Raw genomic sequence first — 15,846 nt, forward strand, 5'->3', positions numbered from 1 at the left:
ATGGCTGAAGGTCTGTGCGCGGTCGTGACGGGGTCGGCGTCCGGCCTCGGAGCCGCGACCGCGTTGCTGCTGGCGAAGGCCGGCATGTGCATCGTCGTGAACTATTCGAACAGCAAGAGTGAAGCCGAGCAGACCGCTGATCTCTGCCGCAAGGAAGGAGTCGAGGTCGTCGTCATTCAAGGCGACGTGTCGCGCGACGAGGATTGCCGCAAGATCGTCGCCGCCGCCGCGGCCTGGGGCCGGCTGGATGCCCTCGTCAACAATGCCGGCACCACCAAGCACGTCCCGCACGATCAGCTCGACGGCCTTTCGGCGGAGGATTTCCAGCGCATCTTCGCGGTCAACACCATCGGCCCCTTCCAGATGGTGCGCGCCGCACGGCCGCTGCTGGAAGCAGCGGCCAAGGCGACGGCGCGTGCGTCCGCGGTCGTCAACGTCTCGTCGGTGGCCGGCATCAGCGGCGTCGGCTCGTCGGTTGCCTATGCCGCCAGCAAGGGCGCGCTGAACACGATGACGCTGTCGCTGGCGCGCGCCCTGGCGCCAGATATCCGCATCAACACCGTCTGCCCCGGCTACATCGATACGCCGTGGTTCACCAAGGGCCGCGGCGAGGCCGGCGCCAAGCAGGTGCGCGATGCGGTGGTGGCGCGGGTGCCGCTGCGCGCGGCTTCGTCCGCCGAGGATATCGCGCAGCTCGTGGCGTTCCTGGCGAGCCCGGCGTCAGGCCACATGACCGGCGAGATCGTGCGCATGGATGCGGGGATGCATCTGTTGGGGTGACGCCGTTTCTTGGGGCGACGCCGTCGTGGTGAACAGCCGACGCGACGGCGCAGTCCAGACCTTGTTGGTGCTGGATTGCGTCGCCGCCTGGCTGGCAATGACTTGGAGTGAGAGCGCTTGGAGCGAGCGCGCTAGCGATTGAAATCGCGGATCGTGCCGCTGGCGACCAGCCTGTTCCAGATGAACAGCACCACCACGGCGCCGATCGTCGCGGTGATGAAGCCGGCGCCCTGGTTCGGACCATAGTGCCCGATCGCCTGTCCCACCGCGGTGGCGAGGAATGCGCCGACGATGCCGAGCACGGCGGTCAGGATGAAGCCGGAGGGGTTGTTCGGTCCCGGCGACAGAAGCCGGGCGAGGAAGCCGGCGACCAGCCCGACAATCAAAATATAGAGCATGACATGATCCTTGCCTGAAGGTCGCGCTCAGATCCGGCTCGCCAACTCGTGCTCGGTCGGCAGCCGCCCGTCCGGCGTGAGCTGATCGACCACCTTCGGCAGGTACTGGCTCAGCCCGTTCAACAGCTCGTCGCGCGACAGCCCGCTCTGCGCGGTGAGCTGATCGATCTGGTCGGCGCCGAGCGCATTGGCGAGGTCGCCGGGCGAGATCGGCTTGTTCTCGCCGGGGGAGACCCAGGAGTTCGCGGTGTCGCCATGGCCCTTGTCCTGCAACTGGCGCAGCAGATCGCCGAGCCCGCCGGACAAGACGCTGCCGGCGGCGCCGCCGGCGAGCAGGCCGCCGAGTCCGCCAGCGATGATGTTGCCGAGGCCGCCGCTCAATCCGCCACCAAGCGCACCGCCGAGCGGGCCGCCTTGATTCCCGGTCGGCTGAGACGGCGGGACCGGCGCGGGCGCCGCGTTCGGCTGCTGCCCATTCTGCGAGAAATGCTTCACCGCTTTCCACGCCAGCAAAGCGAGGATCGCCATCGTCATTGGCGACATGCCGCCGCTCTTCTGCGTGGCCGGATGACTTGGCCCATTCGGGCCGTTCTGCATGCCGTTGAGGATATCGAGTAGACCCATGACCTGCCTCCTGCGCCCCACGCCGACAAAGCTATTGGCTTGCACGGAGCGTTACAAGCCGCGGTCAGAAGGGTCGCACAGGGGAACGTGTCGCGCGCGGCTCAGTTCCGGGCTTCGGCCCGTTTCGGCGCCTTGGCTCCGGGCGGTGCGGCAGCAGTCTGGCTCGGGCCGGTGAACATCCGCTTCAGCTCGTCGAGCTTCTCCGACAGGACCGGAAAGTTGCACGAGAACGAATCGCGCCGCCAGCCATCCTTGGCGCATTGCGCTGCCTTGATGCGGGCGCGTGCCTCCACGTTCGACGCCGGCGGTGGCAAGCCGCCCTGCGCGGTCGCGGCCGGCGGCTTGCTCGGCCGTTGCGGCGGCGGCGCCGGCATGGCCGGCTTCGGCGGCTCGATCGCGGCCCGCGCCGTCATGTCCCGGAGCGAGGGCTGGAGGTCCTGCGTCTGCGGCCGCGACATCATTGCCGAGCTCATATTGGCGTGGCGCTGGCGCTCGAGGTATTGCGTATACTGCTGGTCGATGAACTTCTGCTCTTCGGCCGTGGGATTGGGCCCGGCGATGTCGAAGCTGCGGTCCTGCATGAAGTCGTAGTAGACATAGCCGCCGCCCGGCTTCCGTCTCCCGGCAAATTTGGCGTTGCATTGCGCCAGCGCCGCGGTCTTCTCCTCCTTGGAGGCGGACTTCTCGGCGGCGTCGGCGCACTCCTCGAAATCCGTCGGGGAGCGGCTCCACCATTCCGCATGCGCGCGTTGAGGTTGCACCGCAGGCAGGCAGGTGATCGCTGCAAAGACCAGAATTGGCAAGTGGGGTCGGTACACGAACGGCAATCCTCAGCGGCTCCCCGCCTCAGATGACGGGAGATTGTCGCCAATTTGCGGCGATGTGTGACTCCAATGCTGCGTAATTTGCGACTTTCTTCTTTATCTGCCGTGGTTCCGTGATCTCGTTGCCACAGTCGGGTCGGCAATGACGGCGGCGCCGTTCGTGAATCGCACCTTGCTGTGGCGCCGGAACGATACGCAGCTTTTTTCCACCATTTTCATCCCGCCGTAGTTGACGAAACTAATCTTGACGATGGAAAGATTGGTGTTGACTGGACCGCACAAGCGCTCCTATGAATATCTTGACACTGGAAAGATAGATTGCGCCGCCCGGCGCGGAGGAGGCTGCGATGAAGGTGTTCCTCACGGTCAAGCTGGCGCTGCTGCCGTTCGTCGTGTTCTGGACCCTGCTGGCCTGGCATCAGCCGGCATGGGCGGTGTGGTCCGCGCTGGCCCTGGCGCTGGCCGCCAATGTCTGGCGCGCCTCCCGTAGCGAGCTCGCGCTGCTGGAACTCGGAAGCCTCGCCCTTTTCGTCGTGCTGGCGATCGCCAACGACGTCGCGCCGAATTGGACGGCCGGCAATGCCCTGTGGCTGTCCTTCGCTGGGCTCGGCCTCATCAGCTTCGCTTCGCTCGCCGTCGGCCGCCCCTGGACCGGGGATTATTCCCGGTCGGCCTATGCCGACAGCGCCTCGACGCCCCAATTCCATTTGATCAACATGCTGATGACCGGGCTCTGGGGCATCCTGTTCCTCGTGCTCGGCCTGTGCCGCTGGGCCGGCGTCGCCTCCTGGATCACGGCGGTGATCGTCATCGGTGGCGCGCTAGTCTCGATCTTCGGGCCGCGCTTCGCGATTCGCCAGGCCTTGCTGCGCATGCGGGCCGCGCGCGAGGAGTGCCATTGGCCGGCGCCGGGCTTCGCCTCCGCGGCCGAGACCGATTGCGATGTCGCGGTGATCGGCGCTGGAATCGGCGGGCTGACGGCCGCGGCCCTGCTCGCGGAGTCCGGGCTGAAGGTGAAGGTGTTCGACCACCACGTCGTGCCCGGCGGCTTCTGCCACACTTATCTTCGCAAGGCGCACCACGACAACAAGCCGGTGCAGTATCGCTTCGATGCCGGGCCGCACGATTTCTCCGGCGTCTGGCCCGGCGGGCCGGTCGACGGCGTGCTGCGCCGGCTCGGCGTCGCCGACCGTATCCAATGGCGGCGGGTCACCCACTCCTACCGTCTCGCCGGCCGGCGCATCGAGGTGCCGGAGGACTGGCGCGCCTATGTCCGGCTGCTTTGCGAAATGTTTCCTGCCAGCGCGGACGGGCTGACCCGGCTGTTCGACACCATCCATGCCATCTTCGAGAGCATGTATGCGACGGGGCAGGGCCGCAGCGGCATTCCCGGCATGCCCGCCACATTGGAGGAGATGCTGGCCTTCCCGCGCAAGCATCCGCAGGCGTACCGCTGGATGAACCGCCCGTTCGACGAGCTCGTCGCCGCCCACGTCTCCGATCCCGAGCTGATCGCCACTCTCAATGCGCTGTCGGGCTATCTCGGCGACGGCAGCGAGACGCTGAGCTGCGCGCAGATGGTCCCGATCTTCGGCTACTATTTCAAGGGCGGCTTCTATCCGGTCGGCGGCTCCGGCCACCTCGCGGACGTGCTCGCAGAGGCGGTCACCGCCCGGGGCGGCGAGGTGCATCTGAAATCCAGGGTCACCCGCATCCTGGTCGAGCAGGGCCGCGCCGCCGGCGTCGTGCTCGGCAATGGCCGCACGGTCCGCGCGCAGGCGGTGGTCTCGAATGCCGATCTCGGCCGCACCTTCACCGAGCTTCTGAAGGCCGACGATCTGCCCGCCGGCTTTCGCGAGCGCGCCCGCACCCTCGCGCCGGCGACGTCGTGCTTCTCGGTGCATCTCGGCCTCGACATCGTGCCGGACGTCGCGCCCGCCACCCATCTCGACTCCCCGATGGGGATCGGCCTCGCGGTAATGTCCAAGCTCGATCCGTCGGCGGCGCCGGAAGGCCATGCGACGATGACGATCATCACCCTCGTTCCTCACGAACAGGCCAAGAGCTGGTTTCCCGACGAGGGCGGCGACGACTGGAAGGCGTGGCGGCGCTCGCCGGACTACGAGGCGCGCAAGCAGCAGCTCGGCGATGCCATGGTCGCCGCCGCCGAGACCATCATTCCCGGCCTGTCGCAGCATATCGTCTACCGCACCGACGCCAGCCCCGTGACCTATGCGCGCTACGACCTCGCCAGTGCGGGCGCGATCTATGGCGTGGCCCGGTCGGGACGGCTGAAGGGCGCCAAGGCGCCGGTGCGCAATCTCGTCATCGCCGGCGGCGGCAATGCCGGAGCCGGCGTCGAGGCCGTGGTGATCTCGGGCGCGGAGGCGGCCGAGGCGCTCGTGCCCGGCCTGCTGGCGCGCGTATCAGATGTCGCATCGGACGCAATGACAGCGCCGCCGAAGGCGGCATGAATGCGGCGCTCAGGGCGTGTAGAGATAGCGCAGCAGGGTGCGACCGACGGTCTCCAGGCTCTGCGCCGAGCACTGCTCGATCGTGTCCTGCGTGGTGTTGAAATAGGGCTCGTAGTCGAAGTCGATGACGAGGAAGCTCGGAATGCCGGCCTGCTGCAGCGCCGTGTGGTCGTCGCTGATCGGATAGGCCGTGGGCTCCGGCGAGAACGCCTGCGGCGCGATCCGGCTGCCGATGCTCCAGAACTTCTTGACCTCGGGCAGCGCCGAGGCCAGCGACGACGGCTCCGGCTGCAGCTTGAGATCCTTGTCGCAGACCATGTCGAAATCGACCGCCTTCTCCGGCTTGTGCGTCGGATAATAGGTCTTCAGGTTGGCCGCGAAATGCGGCGAGCCCAGCGGACGCCAGGTCGGATCGCCGGCGCCGAGCGATTTCGGTCCCTCCTCACCGTCGAAGAAGATCATGTCGATGCCGACGTCGGGCCGCGGCGACAGCGACAGCACGCGTGCGGTCTCGAGCAGCAGCGCCACCGCCGAGGCCGAGTTGTTGGCGCCGGGCATCGGCGCATCCGGTGACTTCGGATCGCGGTAGGCCTTGATGATGCTGTCGTAATGGGTCGCGACGATGATGCGCCGCGGGTTCTGCACCTGGAAGCGGGCGATGATGTTGGTGAGCGGGATCGCCTTGCCGTCATCGCCCTTGGCGGTGAAGCTCTGCGTGAGCACCGCCTCCGCCGCGCTCTTGGCCATCGCATCCTTGATGTAGTCGATGGTCTTCTGATGTCCCGGCTCGCCCATCGAGCGCGGCGTGAAGCGCAAGAGATCGGCGATGACGGACATCGCGCGCTGGCCGTCCCACAACTCGATCTTTGCGTCCGCGGCGTGGGCGGCCGGCGACGTCAGCAGCAACGCGGCCGTTGTCGCGGTGGCGGCGAGGCGGGGCCAGAACTCGGTCATCCGAAAAGCTCTTCAACGATGTCAGGACGGCTTCTTGCCGAAGGGAATGAACAGGATGCCGGCGCAGCCAGCCAGCACCACGGCGAAATAATAGGTGATGGCGCGCGAGCCGATGGTCGGAATCAGTGCGAACGTCGTGACCAGCGTGCCGACGACGTTGCCGATGGTCGAGACGCCGTAGACCAGGCCGGCGACACGGCCGGCCTCGCCGGCCGAGCGCGTCAGCAGGCTGACGGCGATCGGCGAGAAGGTGCCGAGCAGGGTCAGCGGCACCAGCAGCAGCGCGGTCGAGGCCATCAGCGTCGCCATCGGCCCGTCGCCGATGCTGTCGAGGATGTCGGCCATCACGGTATCGGCGGTCGCCGGCACCAGCGCCATGTAGGCGGCGGCGATCAGGATCATGGTGCCGATGGTGCGCGTCGACGGTTGCCGGTCGACGATGGCGCTGCCGGCGAAATAGCCGATCGCGAGCGCGCACAGCACGGTCGAGATCAGGCTCGCCCAGGCGCCGATGCCGCTGCCGAAATACGGGTTGAGGTAGCGGCTGCCGAGCATCTCGAAGCCCATCAGCACGCAGCCGACCAGGAACGAGCAGACATAGATCGCCAGCATGCCGGCGCGGGACACGTGCTCGCTCATGGCAGCTTCTTGTTGTGGCGCTCGATGCTCTTCAGCGCCTCCACCGGCGCGAAGTCGTCGGTCAGCACCTTGGCCTTGGCGTCGATCACCTGGCCGTTGTCGATGTCGATGCGCTTGCGCTGCGCCAGCATGTCGGCGAGCTTGTAGCGGAAGCCGAACTCCTTGTCGCGCTCCTGCGCGATGGCGGCGAGATCCTCGGGCTTCCGCTCGTCGCCGGGATAGGCGACCATGACGATGTTGCCGCCGGCCTCGTAGAAGTCGACCTGCGGGAACACGCTGTGAATGGTCTTCACCGCGGCGTCGAACAGCATGGTCGAGGGCTCGACGTTCTGCGCCACCACGCCGCCCTCGGCGAGATGGTCCTTGACGAGCTGGTAGAATTCCTTGGTCAGCAGGTGGAAGGGCACGAACGGCCCGCGATAGGCGTCGATCAGGATGATGTCGTAGCGGTCCTTGGATTCCTGCACGAACAGCCGGCCGTCGCGGTTGGCGACGTGGAAGTTCGGCTCCTCCTTGATGTCGAAATATTTCTTGGCGAGCTCCAGCACCGTCGGATCGAGCTCGACCGACGTCACCTGCACCTTGGGCAGGAAGCGGTGCAGGTACCACGCGGTGCGGCCGCCGCCGAAGCCGATCTCGAGAATGGAGCTGACATTCTTGGCGTACATCACGCTCGCGGTCATGAAGCGGGTATAGTCGACCGGCAGGTCGAGCTCGTCGCGGGTGTTGTAGACGCTCTCGGTATAGATGCGGCGGTTGTGACCGAACGTCATGCTGCGGTAGGGCGCCTGCTCATAGACATAGATGTTGTTGTAGAGCGACTCCTTGGACTCCAGCAGATTGCGGGTGTCCTGCGCGCTTGCGGCGGCGATGGAGAGGAAGCTTGCGAGCGCGCCTGAAATGACCGACCGGATGAGCATCGACTTGTCTGTTTCCCTCGGCTGAAATGGGCAGGCGCGCTTGAATCAAGTCGGATCTCGCGGCGCCGGCCGGCTGGCCCGGCCACGAGATGCGCTCAGGCACGACCAATACGGCAATCCCGAGGCCGGGTTCCGGATCGGCGCCGTTCTCTTAGACCATCGGCTGCCGTCCGGATAGTCAAACCGCCCCTCCCAAACGGGGGTGTGATCGGTCGGCGCCGCCTCAACCGGGATCGCGCGGCCGCGTTCCCACCGTCTTCCCATCGCAGGACCCGAGCGTCGTTGTGCCACGGCCGGCTGTCCGGTCCAGGCATTGACCGGAGAGGCTTCCGGTCGGTGGCCGGGTCTGCTATGGAGGCAGCGAAGCAGGTGCACTTCGGTGCAGGCTCCGGTCCCGTAGCTCAGCTGGATAGAGCGGCGGTTTCCTAAACCGTAGGTCGCATGTTCGAGTCATGCCGGGATCGCCATCTGCCGCAGCCTTGCGCGCGCAGACCTCTCCAGATCAAACCTATTGCGTGCTTGATCAGGCCCGACCGGGAATCGGGTGGAGCGCGTCGCTGCCATCGAGGACCTTCTCCGGGTGAGACGGCGGCCTGAGCCCCGTCCACGCGGCGCGCAGTCGCCGCCGAGACGCATCACCCTGGAGAGTTTTCCATGCATACGACCATCGAGCCGGGCATTCTTTATTTCGGGACGCCGGTCGTCCTCATCAGCACGGTCAACGAGGACGGCGGCTTCAATCTCGCGCCGATGTCGTCGGCATTCTGGCTCGGCTGGCGCTGCATGCTGGGCCTCGCGGCGGGATCGAAGACGCCGCAGAACATGCGCCGCACCGGCGAGTGCGTGCTGAACCTGGCGTCGGTCGATCTCGCCGCCGCGGTCGATCGCCTGGCGCTGACCACGGGATCGGACCCGGTGCCGGCGATGAAGCAGCGCAAGGGCTACCGCCATGAGCCGGACAAGTTCGCCGCGGCCGGCCTCACTGCGGTCAGGTCCGAAACGGTCGCCGCGCCGCGCGTCGCCGAATGTCCGGTGCAGCTCGAAGCGCGGGTCGAAGCGGTGCATGGCATCGCCGATGACGACGCGCTGCTGAAGGGGCACATCCTGTGCTTCGAGGTCCGCGTCCAGCGCGTTCATGTCGACGGCGCCCTCCTGGTGGACGGCGCGCGCGACCGCATCGATCCCGACAAATGGCGGCCGCTGATCATGAGCTTCCAGCAGTTCTATGGCCTCGGCCCGCGCCTTCACGATTCGCGGCTGGGCACCATCCCAGAGGCGGCCTATCGCACGCCCGATGTCGAGCGCGCGCGCAAGGCGCCGACGCGGATGGAGGCGGCGGCCGGCTGAGCCGGCTCGGCCTCGAGTCTCGCCTGGAATCACCCGGCCGCCCGTTCAAGCTTGCATCCGGGTGCAAGAGGTCAAGGACATCATGGGGGCTGGGGCTGTCGACCGGCTGCTGATCGAGGCGGCTGATCACTACAATGCGGGGCGCGCCGGACCGGCCAAGGCCCTGTGCAGCGACATCCTCCAGGCGGTGCCGGATCATCTGCCGGCGCTGCATCTGTCCGCGATCCTCGCCTTCGCCGACGGCCGCATGGCCGAGGGCGCGGAGCTGCTCGGGTGCGTCTTCGCCCGCGATCCCCACCATGCGCCGGCCTATGTCACGCTCGGCGATGCGCTCGCGGTGAAGGGCGAGCGCAACGGCGCCGCCGATGCGTTCGCGCGCGCAGCGGCGTTGCGGCCGCTCGATGCGGCGATCCACAGCAGGCTCGGCAGCGCGCTGCTGGAGTTGTCGCGCTTCGCCGAGGCCGAAGCCGCCTATCGCCACGCGCTGACGCTCGATCCTGCGCTCGCGCATGCGCGCTGGAATCTCGCGCTGGCCCTGACGCGCCAGGGCCGCCTCGTGGAGGCGGAAGCTGTCTATCGCGCGCTGCTCGAACGCGACCCGGCCTACCCCGAGGCGTGGCGGGCGCTGGCGCATGTGCTCGCCGACCAGGCAGACTATGCGGCGGCGGTGCCGGCCTATCAGCATGCGCTCGCCGTCCATCCGGCCGATGCCGGCCTGCATCTCAGCCTTGGCGATGTGCTCTACAGGCAGCGCGCCTTTGCCGAGGCCGCGATCCATTATCGTCGGGCCTGCGATCTCGCGCCCGGCGATGCCAATGCTGCACGGCTGCTCGGGCACGCGCTGCATGAGGCCGACCGCCCGGCCGAGGCCGTCGAGGCCTATCGGCGCGCCGCCGTGCTCGATCCCACCGATGTGGTCGTGCTCAGCAATCTCGCGGCCTGCCTGTGCGGGACCGGCCAGCTTGATGCGGCGATGGCCGCCTGCGAGCACGCGCTGGCCTTGCTGCCCGATCACGCCCCGGCGCACACCAATCTGGGCATCATCCACGAGATGCGCGGCGAGACCATCGAGGCCGTCGCGGCGCATCGCCGTGCCGTGGCCTCCGATTCCGGTTACGCCAAGGGCCACGCCAATCTCGCGGTGGCGCTGCGCAACGCCGGCGACATCGACGCCGCGCTGGCCACCTCGCACCGCGCGGTCGCGCTGGCGCCCGACGATGCGCTGGCGCGCTACAATCACGCGCATTTCCTGCTGATGTGCGGCGACCTCGTGAACGGCTTTGCCGAGCACCGCTGGGGCCGCGACTGCCCGGATCTGTCCGCGGGCATGCCGCGCTTCGACGCACCGGAATGGCAGGGCGAGCCGCTCGACGGACGCACGCTGCTGCTGTTCGCCGAATACGGCATCGGCGATGCGCTGCAGTTCGTGCGCTATGTCGATCGCGTCAGGATGATGGGTGGTCCGATCGTGCTGCAGGTGCAGCCGGCGATCGCGCCGTTGCTGCGCTGTCTGGAGGGCGTGACCGTGGTGCCGCGCGGCGCGCCGCTGCCGCCGGTCGACCTGCAGGCGCCGCTGATGGATCTGCCGCGCATCTTCGGCACCACGCTGGAGACGATCCCGGCCAAGGTGCCGTACCTCGCGGCCGATCCGATCAAGACGGCTGCGTGGCGCAACGTGCTCGGCCGCGCGCCGTCGTTGAAAGTCGGCGTCGTCTGGGCCGGCAATCCCAGGCACAAGGGCGACCGCCAGCGCTCGCTGACCGCGCAGGCGGTGCTGCCGCGGCTGGTGATGCCGGGCGTGCAGCTCTATTCCTTGCAGAAGGAGCCGCGGCCGGGCGATGCGCTAGGGCTCGCCGAGCTTGGCACCGACGTCATCGATCTCGCGCCGCTGCTGAGCGACTTCGCCGAGACCGCGGCCGCCGTCGCCGCACTCGATCTCGTCATCTCCGTCGACACGTCGGTGGCGCATCTCGCCGGCGCGCTCGGCCGCCCGATCTGGGTCCTGTTGCCTTACGCGCTCGACTGGCGCTGGCTGCGCGACCGCGCCGACAGCCCGTGGTATCCGACCATGCGGCTGTTCCGCCAGGACAAGCCGATGGCCTGGGACGGGGTGCTGGCGCGCACGGCCAGGGAGCTTGCGCGGCTGGCGGCAGGTGAGCGCGGGCTGCTGTCGCCCGGGCCGGGTATGAGGCCGAGAGCGGACGTCGAAGGCTTATGAGGCCCGACGCCTATCGCGTGGCCATGCGTGCGAGACCGGTCTGATCCGTGCGCGTGGACGGAAACGACAATCGCCACAAGCTGAACAGCATCGGGAGTTGGAAAACGAAGCTGATCGCCGCAGCGCCTGCCAGCACCTCGAAACGTTGCGCCTCGATCAGAGCCTTGGCGCTCGGTACCACGTGGACCAGGCCGTCGGCGACGTAGACAAGCGCAACGACCCGCCAGATGTTGGCGGAGAGCAAGCCCATCCTGAAGGCGTGATCAAACAGCGCGAGCAACCCGCCGAGCGCGAGCGTCGAGCTCACCATGTGGGCCGGTGTATCGTAGAAGCCGGAGTCCAAGGCGGCCTGGACGAACCAGAGTCCGTAAACCACCGCGATGATCTTCAGCACCATCAGTTCGTTCCCAGGCTTATGCGATTGTCGTCTGCCTCCGGGCAGCCGATCGGATTGCGCCCCCTTGATCGGAGCAGGCGCGCGCGACGTCGAGCTTATGCTGCGTGTCACGAAGGCTCTCTTAATCGGCTCGCTTGGATTGTCCTGAACGAGCCGTTTCGCGCGCGCCTTTGATCCAGGTCCCGTGATGCAGGGCCAGGCGCGGTTGTGGGCTTGGTGAAGGACCGCGGAGGCAGCCTACTGCTCCGCCAGCAACTCCCGCACCCTCGGCACCACCACCTTGCCATACAGCTCGATGCTCCGCATCAGCCTGGCATGTGGCAGCGGCCCCGCCGAATATTTCAATTGGAAGCGCGACAGGCCGAGCGCCTTGATCGTCGCGGCGATCTTCCGCGCCACGGTCTCCGGCGAGCCGACATAGAGCGAGCCGTGATCGGCCTCCTGGACGAACTCGTCACGGCCCATCGGCGGCCAGCCCCGCTCGCGGCCGATGCGGTCGCGCATGGTCTTGTAGTCCGGCCACAGCTCCTCGCGCGCCTGGTCGTCGGTGTCGGCGACATAGCCTGGCGAGTGCACGCCGATCGGCTTCGTCTCGCGGCCGAACTGCTTGATCGCGCGATGGTACAGCTCGACATAGGGCGCGAACCGTGTGGGATCGCCGCCGATGATCGCGAGCATCAGCGGCAGCTCGTAATGCGCCGCGCGCACCACGGACTCCGGACTGCCGCCGACGCCGATCCAGGCCTTCAGCCGGCCGTGCTCGACCGGAGGGTAGACCAGCTGCTCGCGCAGCGGCGGCCGCAGATTGCCCTGCCAGGTCAGCGGCTGCTGCGGCAGCAGGCTGACGAACAGATCGAGCTTCTCCTCGAACAGCGCCTCGTAGTCCTTGAGATCGAAGCCGAACAGCGGGAAGGACTCGGTGAAGGAGCCGCGGCCGAGGATGACCTCGGCGCGGCCGTTCGAGACGGCGTCCAGCGTCGAAAATCGCTGGAACACGCGGATCGGATCGTCCGAGCTCAGCACTGTCACCGCCGAGCCGAGCCTGATGCGCGAGGTCCGCGCCGCGATCGCGGCCAGCGCCACTTCGGGCGCCGAGATCGCGAAATCGCCGCGATGGTGCTCGCCGAGCCCGATGAAATCGAGCCCGAGCTCATCGGCCAGCACCGCCTCCTCGACGACGTCGCGGATCACCTGGGCGTGCGAGGCCATGTCGCCATCGGTGCCGCGGGTGACGTCGCCGAACGTGTCCAGGCCGAATTCGATCTGTGTGGTCATGTCTCATTCCATTGCGTCGGGCCGTCATACGGCGTCCCGCTGTCAGCTGGAAGGGGCGGAACCGGATTGCAAGCGGCTGGGACGAAACACAGGGTTTCGATGTTGCGGCAACGACAGAATCCCCTGTGGAGAGCTCGCCTGTTGGCTTCAGGCACGTCATGCCCGGCCATGACGGTGGAGAGAGGGGGGAGAAGGCGGCCCCGGCCGCCGTCCGCGTGAAGGTCAAGGCGGCAAAAAATAATTCTTTCGTTTTTCCAGAAAGTGTGCTCTATTGCATCCATCCTGCCTCATCGATGAGGGGCGTACGCGCGGTCGTCACGAGACGCGAGGCGGGGATGCGGTGGCCGTAGCGGGTCGCAGCGCGGTTTCGCGCCGACGAACGATCCGATGCGGACAGTCAAGTCGCGTGGTCCTGGCCTCCCGATGCTGAGGTCAAGCCGGACGGCGGTGCGGAAGCGCAGCGCGCCGACGATGGGGGCAAGACAGCCGGTCCCCAGGGAGATCGCGAAGCAGCTGTAAAACCATCGCGCAGGGAAGGCCGGGATGTTCCAGCCGAACCTGTGGTTCCTGCCGCCTGCATTTTTTTCGCAGGCGGGCCATGGGGGCGGCGAGCTCCCGGTCTTCCCTGCGCCCTCATGTTTCGGAGGGCGAACGATCCGGACAAGGCTCGGGCTTGCGCGGCCGCGAGAGCGCAAACGCATGACCTCGGCCGATGCGATGGCCGGCCGCGCCTGTTGTGCGGTCATGCCATGCCAAAAAATGGGCGTGTGGCCCGGCCGCGCATCACCTAGGCTCCGATCATCGATCACACGGGATGACGCACATGGCGACCGGCAGCGACTATCAGATCTTCGAGGCAGGCGACGTCGTGCTGCAATCGGGCGTGACGTTCCCGTCGCTGCGGCTCGCCTACAAGACTTACGGCACGCTGAACGCGGCCAAGGACAACGTCATCCTCTATCCGACCTCGTTCGGCGCGCAGCACGTCGACACCGAGTGGCTGGTCGCGCCCGGCGGCGCGCTCGATCCGAGCAGCTACTTCATCATCATTCCCAACCTGTTCGGCAATGGGCTGTCGTCGTCGCCCTCGAATACGCGCGAACTGTTCGGCGACGCGCCGTTCCCGTCGATCAACTATCACGACGCGGTCGCGGTGCAGCGCCGGCTCGTGGAGGAGCAGTTCGGGATCAGCCGGATCGCGCTGGTCTATGGCTGGTCGATGGGCGGCATGCAGGCCTATCACTGGGCCGCGCGCCATCCGGACATGGTGGAGCGCGCGGCCGTGGTGTGCGGCAGCGCGCGCTGCTCGCCCTACAACCATCTGTTCCTCGACGCGGTGAAGGCAGCGCTGATGGCCGATCCTGCGTTCCAGAACGGCCGATTCGTGGAGAAGCCGGCGGCCGGCCTGCGCGCGATGGGGCGGATCTACGCGGGCTGGGCGATGTCCTATGAGTTCTACCGCGACGAGGTCTGGCGCGAGCAGGGTTTTGCCTCGCAGGAGGATTATCTCGCCGCGACCTGGGACACCGCCTTCGCGCATCGCGATGCCGACAATCTGCTGGCGCAGATCGCGATCTGGCAGGGCGGCGACATCAGCGCCTGCGCCCCGTTCGGCGGCGATCTCGATCGCGCACTCGGCGCGATCACCGCGCGGATGCTGCTGATGCCGGGCCGGACCGACCGCTATTTCGATTGGCGCGACAACGAGCGCGAGCTGCCGAAGCTGGTCAACGCCCGTTCCGCTGTGCTGCGGCCGATCCCCTCGATCCACGGCCACCGGGCCGGCAATCCCGTCCGCATCCCGGCCGATCACGACTTCATCAAGGCCAACGTTTCCGCGCTTCTCCAGAGCTGACACCCGAGTTCGACATGACCGACGTGCCCACCGACGAATTCGCGCCCCGCCCGAAGCTGCTGACGCCGGCGACGTTGCAGCAGCTCTGCACGCGCTCCAACCTGCAGGGCGCGCTGCGCACGCTCGGCCATTACGGCGCGATCATCGGCGTGGGTGTGCTGATCGGAGCGATTGCATCGATGCATGGGGTGCTGTGGGCGCTGCCCTTGCTGCCGGTGCAGGGCGTGCTGATCGCGTTCCTGTTCATGGCGGTGCACGAGACCGCGCACAAGACCGCGTTTGACAGCCGCAGGCTCAATCTCGCGATCGGCAACCTCTCCGGCTTCCTGATCGGACTGCCCTATGAATATTACTGCTTGTTCCACTGGGAGCATCATCGCCACACCCAGGATCCCCTGCGCGACCCGGAGCTGATCGTCGGCCCCAAGCCGCGCTCGGAGACGCAGCTTGCGATCGCCTATTCCGGCCTGGTCCAGGTGGCCGGCCGTCTGAGGCTGCTGCTGAAGCATGCGGTGACCGGCGAGGTGACGGTGCCCTGGGTCCCCGCCGGCCGCCGCGCCGCCATCGTGCGCGAGGCGCGCGCCTACGTCGCAGGCTACGCGCTGCTCTTGATCGGCTCGTTCGCGCTGCACAGCGCGTTATTGCTGTGGATCTGGGTGCTGCCGCTGCTGCTGGGACAGATGGTCCTGCGGCCTTATCTCTACGCCGAGCACACCGGCTGCGATCATGCCAAGAGTGCCTTCCAGAACACCCGCACCACCTTCACCACGCAGGTCGTGCATTGGCTCGCCTGGAACATGCCCTATCACGTCGAGCACCACGCCTATCCGGCGGTGCCGTTCCACGCGCTGCCGAAGCTGCATGCGATCGTCGACGGCGAGATCAAGTATCGCGGGCAGGGCTACGTCGCCGTGACGCGGCAGACCTGGGCCTGGTTTCGCGATCAGTTTGATGGAACGAAGTTCGGAAGCAAATGAGTTTGTGCCCGACCTATCGCCGCGCAGACGGTGCACCCTCTCCCCTTGTGGGAGAGGGTGGCCTGATCGAGCAACGCTCGATCATGCCGGGTGAGGGGTCTCTCTCATTGGCGCTAACTTACCAAATTAACGCTTGGTATTCTCGTTTTCTTGGCGGCTCTCGG

The 15,846-nt window shown here is 67.2% G+C and carries 14 protein-coding genes and 1 tRNA gene; 7 read left to right on the plus strand and 8 right to left on the minus strand.

Annotation, left to right across the window (positions count from 1 at the left end; translation table 11 throughout):
• Positions 1–780, plus strand: coding sequence for an SDR family oxidoreductase (locus tag QX128_RS28785; protein WP_316239193.1), 780 nt, complete (start codon positions 1–3; stop codon positions 778–780).
• A gap of 131 nt (positions 781–911) precedes the next feature.
• Here the strand turns inward: QX128_RS28785 and QX128_RS28790 are convergent, their stop codons facing one another.
• The 3 genes from QX128_RS28790 to QX128_RS28800 all read right to left on the minus strand — a co-directional run bounded on the left by QX128_RS28790 (position 912) and on the right by QX128_RS28800 (position 2,620).
• On the minus strand, positions 912–1,178 hold the full coding sequence (locus tag QX128_RS28790) for a GlsB/YeaQ/YmgE family stress response membrane protein (protein ID WP_315800564.1): 267 nt from the start codon (positions 1,176–1,178) through the stop codon (positions 912–914).
• A 27-nt stretch (positions 1,179–1,205) separates the two neighbouring features.
• The gene (locus tag QX128_RS28795) at positions 1,206–1,802 is read right to left on the minus strand and encodes a YidB family protein (RefSeq protein WP_315800563.1); all 597 of its coding nucleotides are present in this window, start codon (positions 1,800–1,802) and stop codon (positions 1,206–1,208) included.
• Between the two features lie 101 nt (positions 1,803–1,903).
• Positions 1,904–2,620: a hypothetical protein gene (locus tag QX128_RS28800; RefSeq protein WP_316216817.1), complete on the minus strand. Its 717-nt coding sequence runs from the start codon at positions 2,618–2,620 to the stop codon at positions 1,904–1,906.
• Positions 2,621–2,973: 353 nt separating this feature from the next.
• Between QX128_RS28800 and QX128_RS28805 the strand changes: the two genes are divergently transcribed.
• Complete coding sequence (locus tag QX128_RS28805) at positions 2,974–5,100, plus strand: phytoene desaturase family protein (protein ID WP_316239194.1); 2,127 nt, start codon at positions 2,974–2,976, stop codon at positions 5,098–5,100.
• 9 nt (positions 5,101–5,109) lie between these two features.
• Here the strand turns inward: QX128_RS28805 and QX128_RS28810 are convergent, their stop codons facing one another.
• The 3 genes from QX128_RS28810 to QX128_RS28820 are packed head-to-tail and all read right to left on the minus strand — an operon-like array spanning position 5,110 to position 7,613.
• Complete coding sequence (locus tag QX128_RS28810; protein WP_316239195.1) at positions 5,110–6,054, minus strand: M28 family peptidase; 945 nt, start codon at positions 6,052–6,054, stop codon at positions 5,110–5,112.
• 21 nt (positions 6,055–6,075) lie between these two features.
• Entirely contained in the window at positions 6,076–6,693 is a 618-nt protein-coding gene (locus QX128_RS28815; protein WP_315800559.1) for a fused MFS/spermidine synthase, read from the minus strand.
• Complete coding sequence (locus QX128_RS28820) at positions 6,690–7,613, minus strand: fused MFS/spermidine synthase (protein ID WP_316239196.1); 924 nt, start codon at positions 7,611–7,613, stop codon at positions 6,690–6,692. Before QX128_RS28820 ends, QX128_RS28815 begins: the two co-directional genes overlap by 4 nt.
• 390 nt (positions 7,614–8,003) lie before the next feature.
• On the opposite strand from QX128_RS28820, the gene QX128_RS28825 reads away from it, so the two are divergent.
• The 3 genes from QX128_RS28825 (at position 8,004) to QX128_RS28835 (ending at position 11,178) form a co-directional block, all read left to right on the plus strand.
• A tRNA-Arg gene (locus QX128_RS28825) sits at positions 8,004–8,080 on the plus strand.
• A 187-nt stretch (positions 8,081–8,267) separates the two neighbouring features.
• Positions 8,268–8,960: a flavin reductase family protein gene (locus QX128_RS28830; RefSeq protein ID WP_316239197.1), complete on the plus strand. Its 693-nt coding sequence runs from the start codon at positions 8,268–8,270 to the stop codon at positions 8,958–8,960.
• Positions 8,961–9,042: 82 nt separating this feature from the next.
• On the plus strand, positions 9,043–11,178 hold the full coding sequence (locus QX128_RS28835) for a tetratricopeptide repeat protein (RefSeq protein WP_316239198.1): 2,136 nt from the start codon (positions 9,043–9,045) through the stop codon (positions 11,176–11,178).
• Positions 11,179–11,188: 10 nt separating this feature from the next.
• Here QX128_RS28835 and QX128_RS28840 read toward each other — a convergent pair whose 3' ends face one another.
• Both QX128_RS28840 and QX128_RS28845 read right to left on the minus strand, forming a co-directional pair.
• Positions 11,189–11,575 carry a hypothetical protein gene (locus QX128_RS28840; RefSeq protein ID WP_316239199.1) on the minus strand — a complete coding sequence of 129 codons (387 nt, stop codon included), beginning with the start codon at positions 11,573–11,575 and terminating at the stop codon, positions 11,189–11,191.
• 237 nt (positions 11,576–11,812) lie between these two features.
• Positions 11,813–12,850 (minus strand): LLM class flavin-dependent oxidoreductase, encoded by a 1,038-nt coding sequence (locus QX128_RS28845; RefSeq protein WP_316239200.1) that lies wholly within the window; start codon positions 12,848–12,850, stop codon positions 11,813–11,815.
• Positions 12,851–13,673: 823 nt separating this feature from the next.
• Here QX128_RS28845 and QX128_RS28850 point away from each other — a divergent pair.
• Both QX128_RS28850 and QX128_RS28855 read left to right on the plus strand, forming a co-directional pair.
• Entirely contained in the window at positions 13,674–14,705 is a 1,032-nt protein-coding gene (locus QX128_RS28850) for an alpha/beta fold hydrolase (RefSeq protein ID WP_316239201.1), read from the plus strand.
• Between the two features lie 14 nt (positions 14,706–14,719).
• The gene (locus QX128_RS28855; RefSeq protein WP_316239202.1) at positions 14,720–15,682 is read left to right on the plus strand and encodes a fatty acid desaturase family protein; all 963 of its coding nucleotides are present in this window, start codon (positions 14,720–14,722) and stop codon (positions 15,680–15,682) included.
• Positions 15,683–15,846 lie beyond the last annotated feature (164 nt).

The organism is Bradyrhizobium sp. SZCCHNR1015 (genome assembly GCF_032489875.1).
Classification (GTDB): domain Bacteria; phylum Pseudomonadota; class Alphaproteobacteria; order Rhizobiales; family Xanthobacteraceae; genus Bradyrhizobium.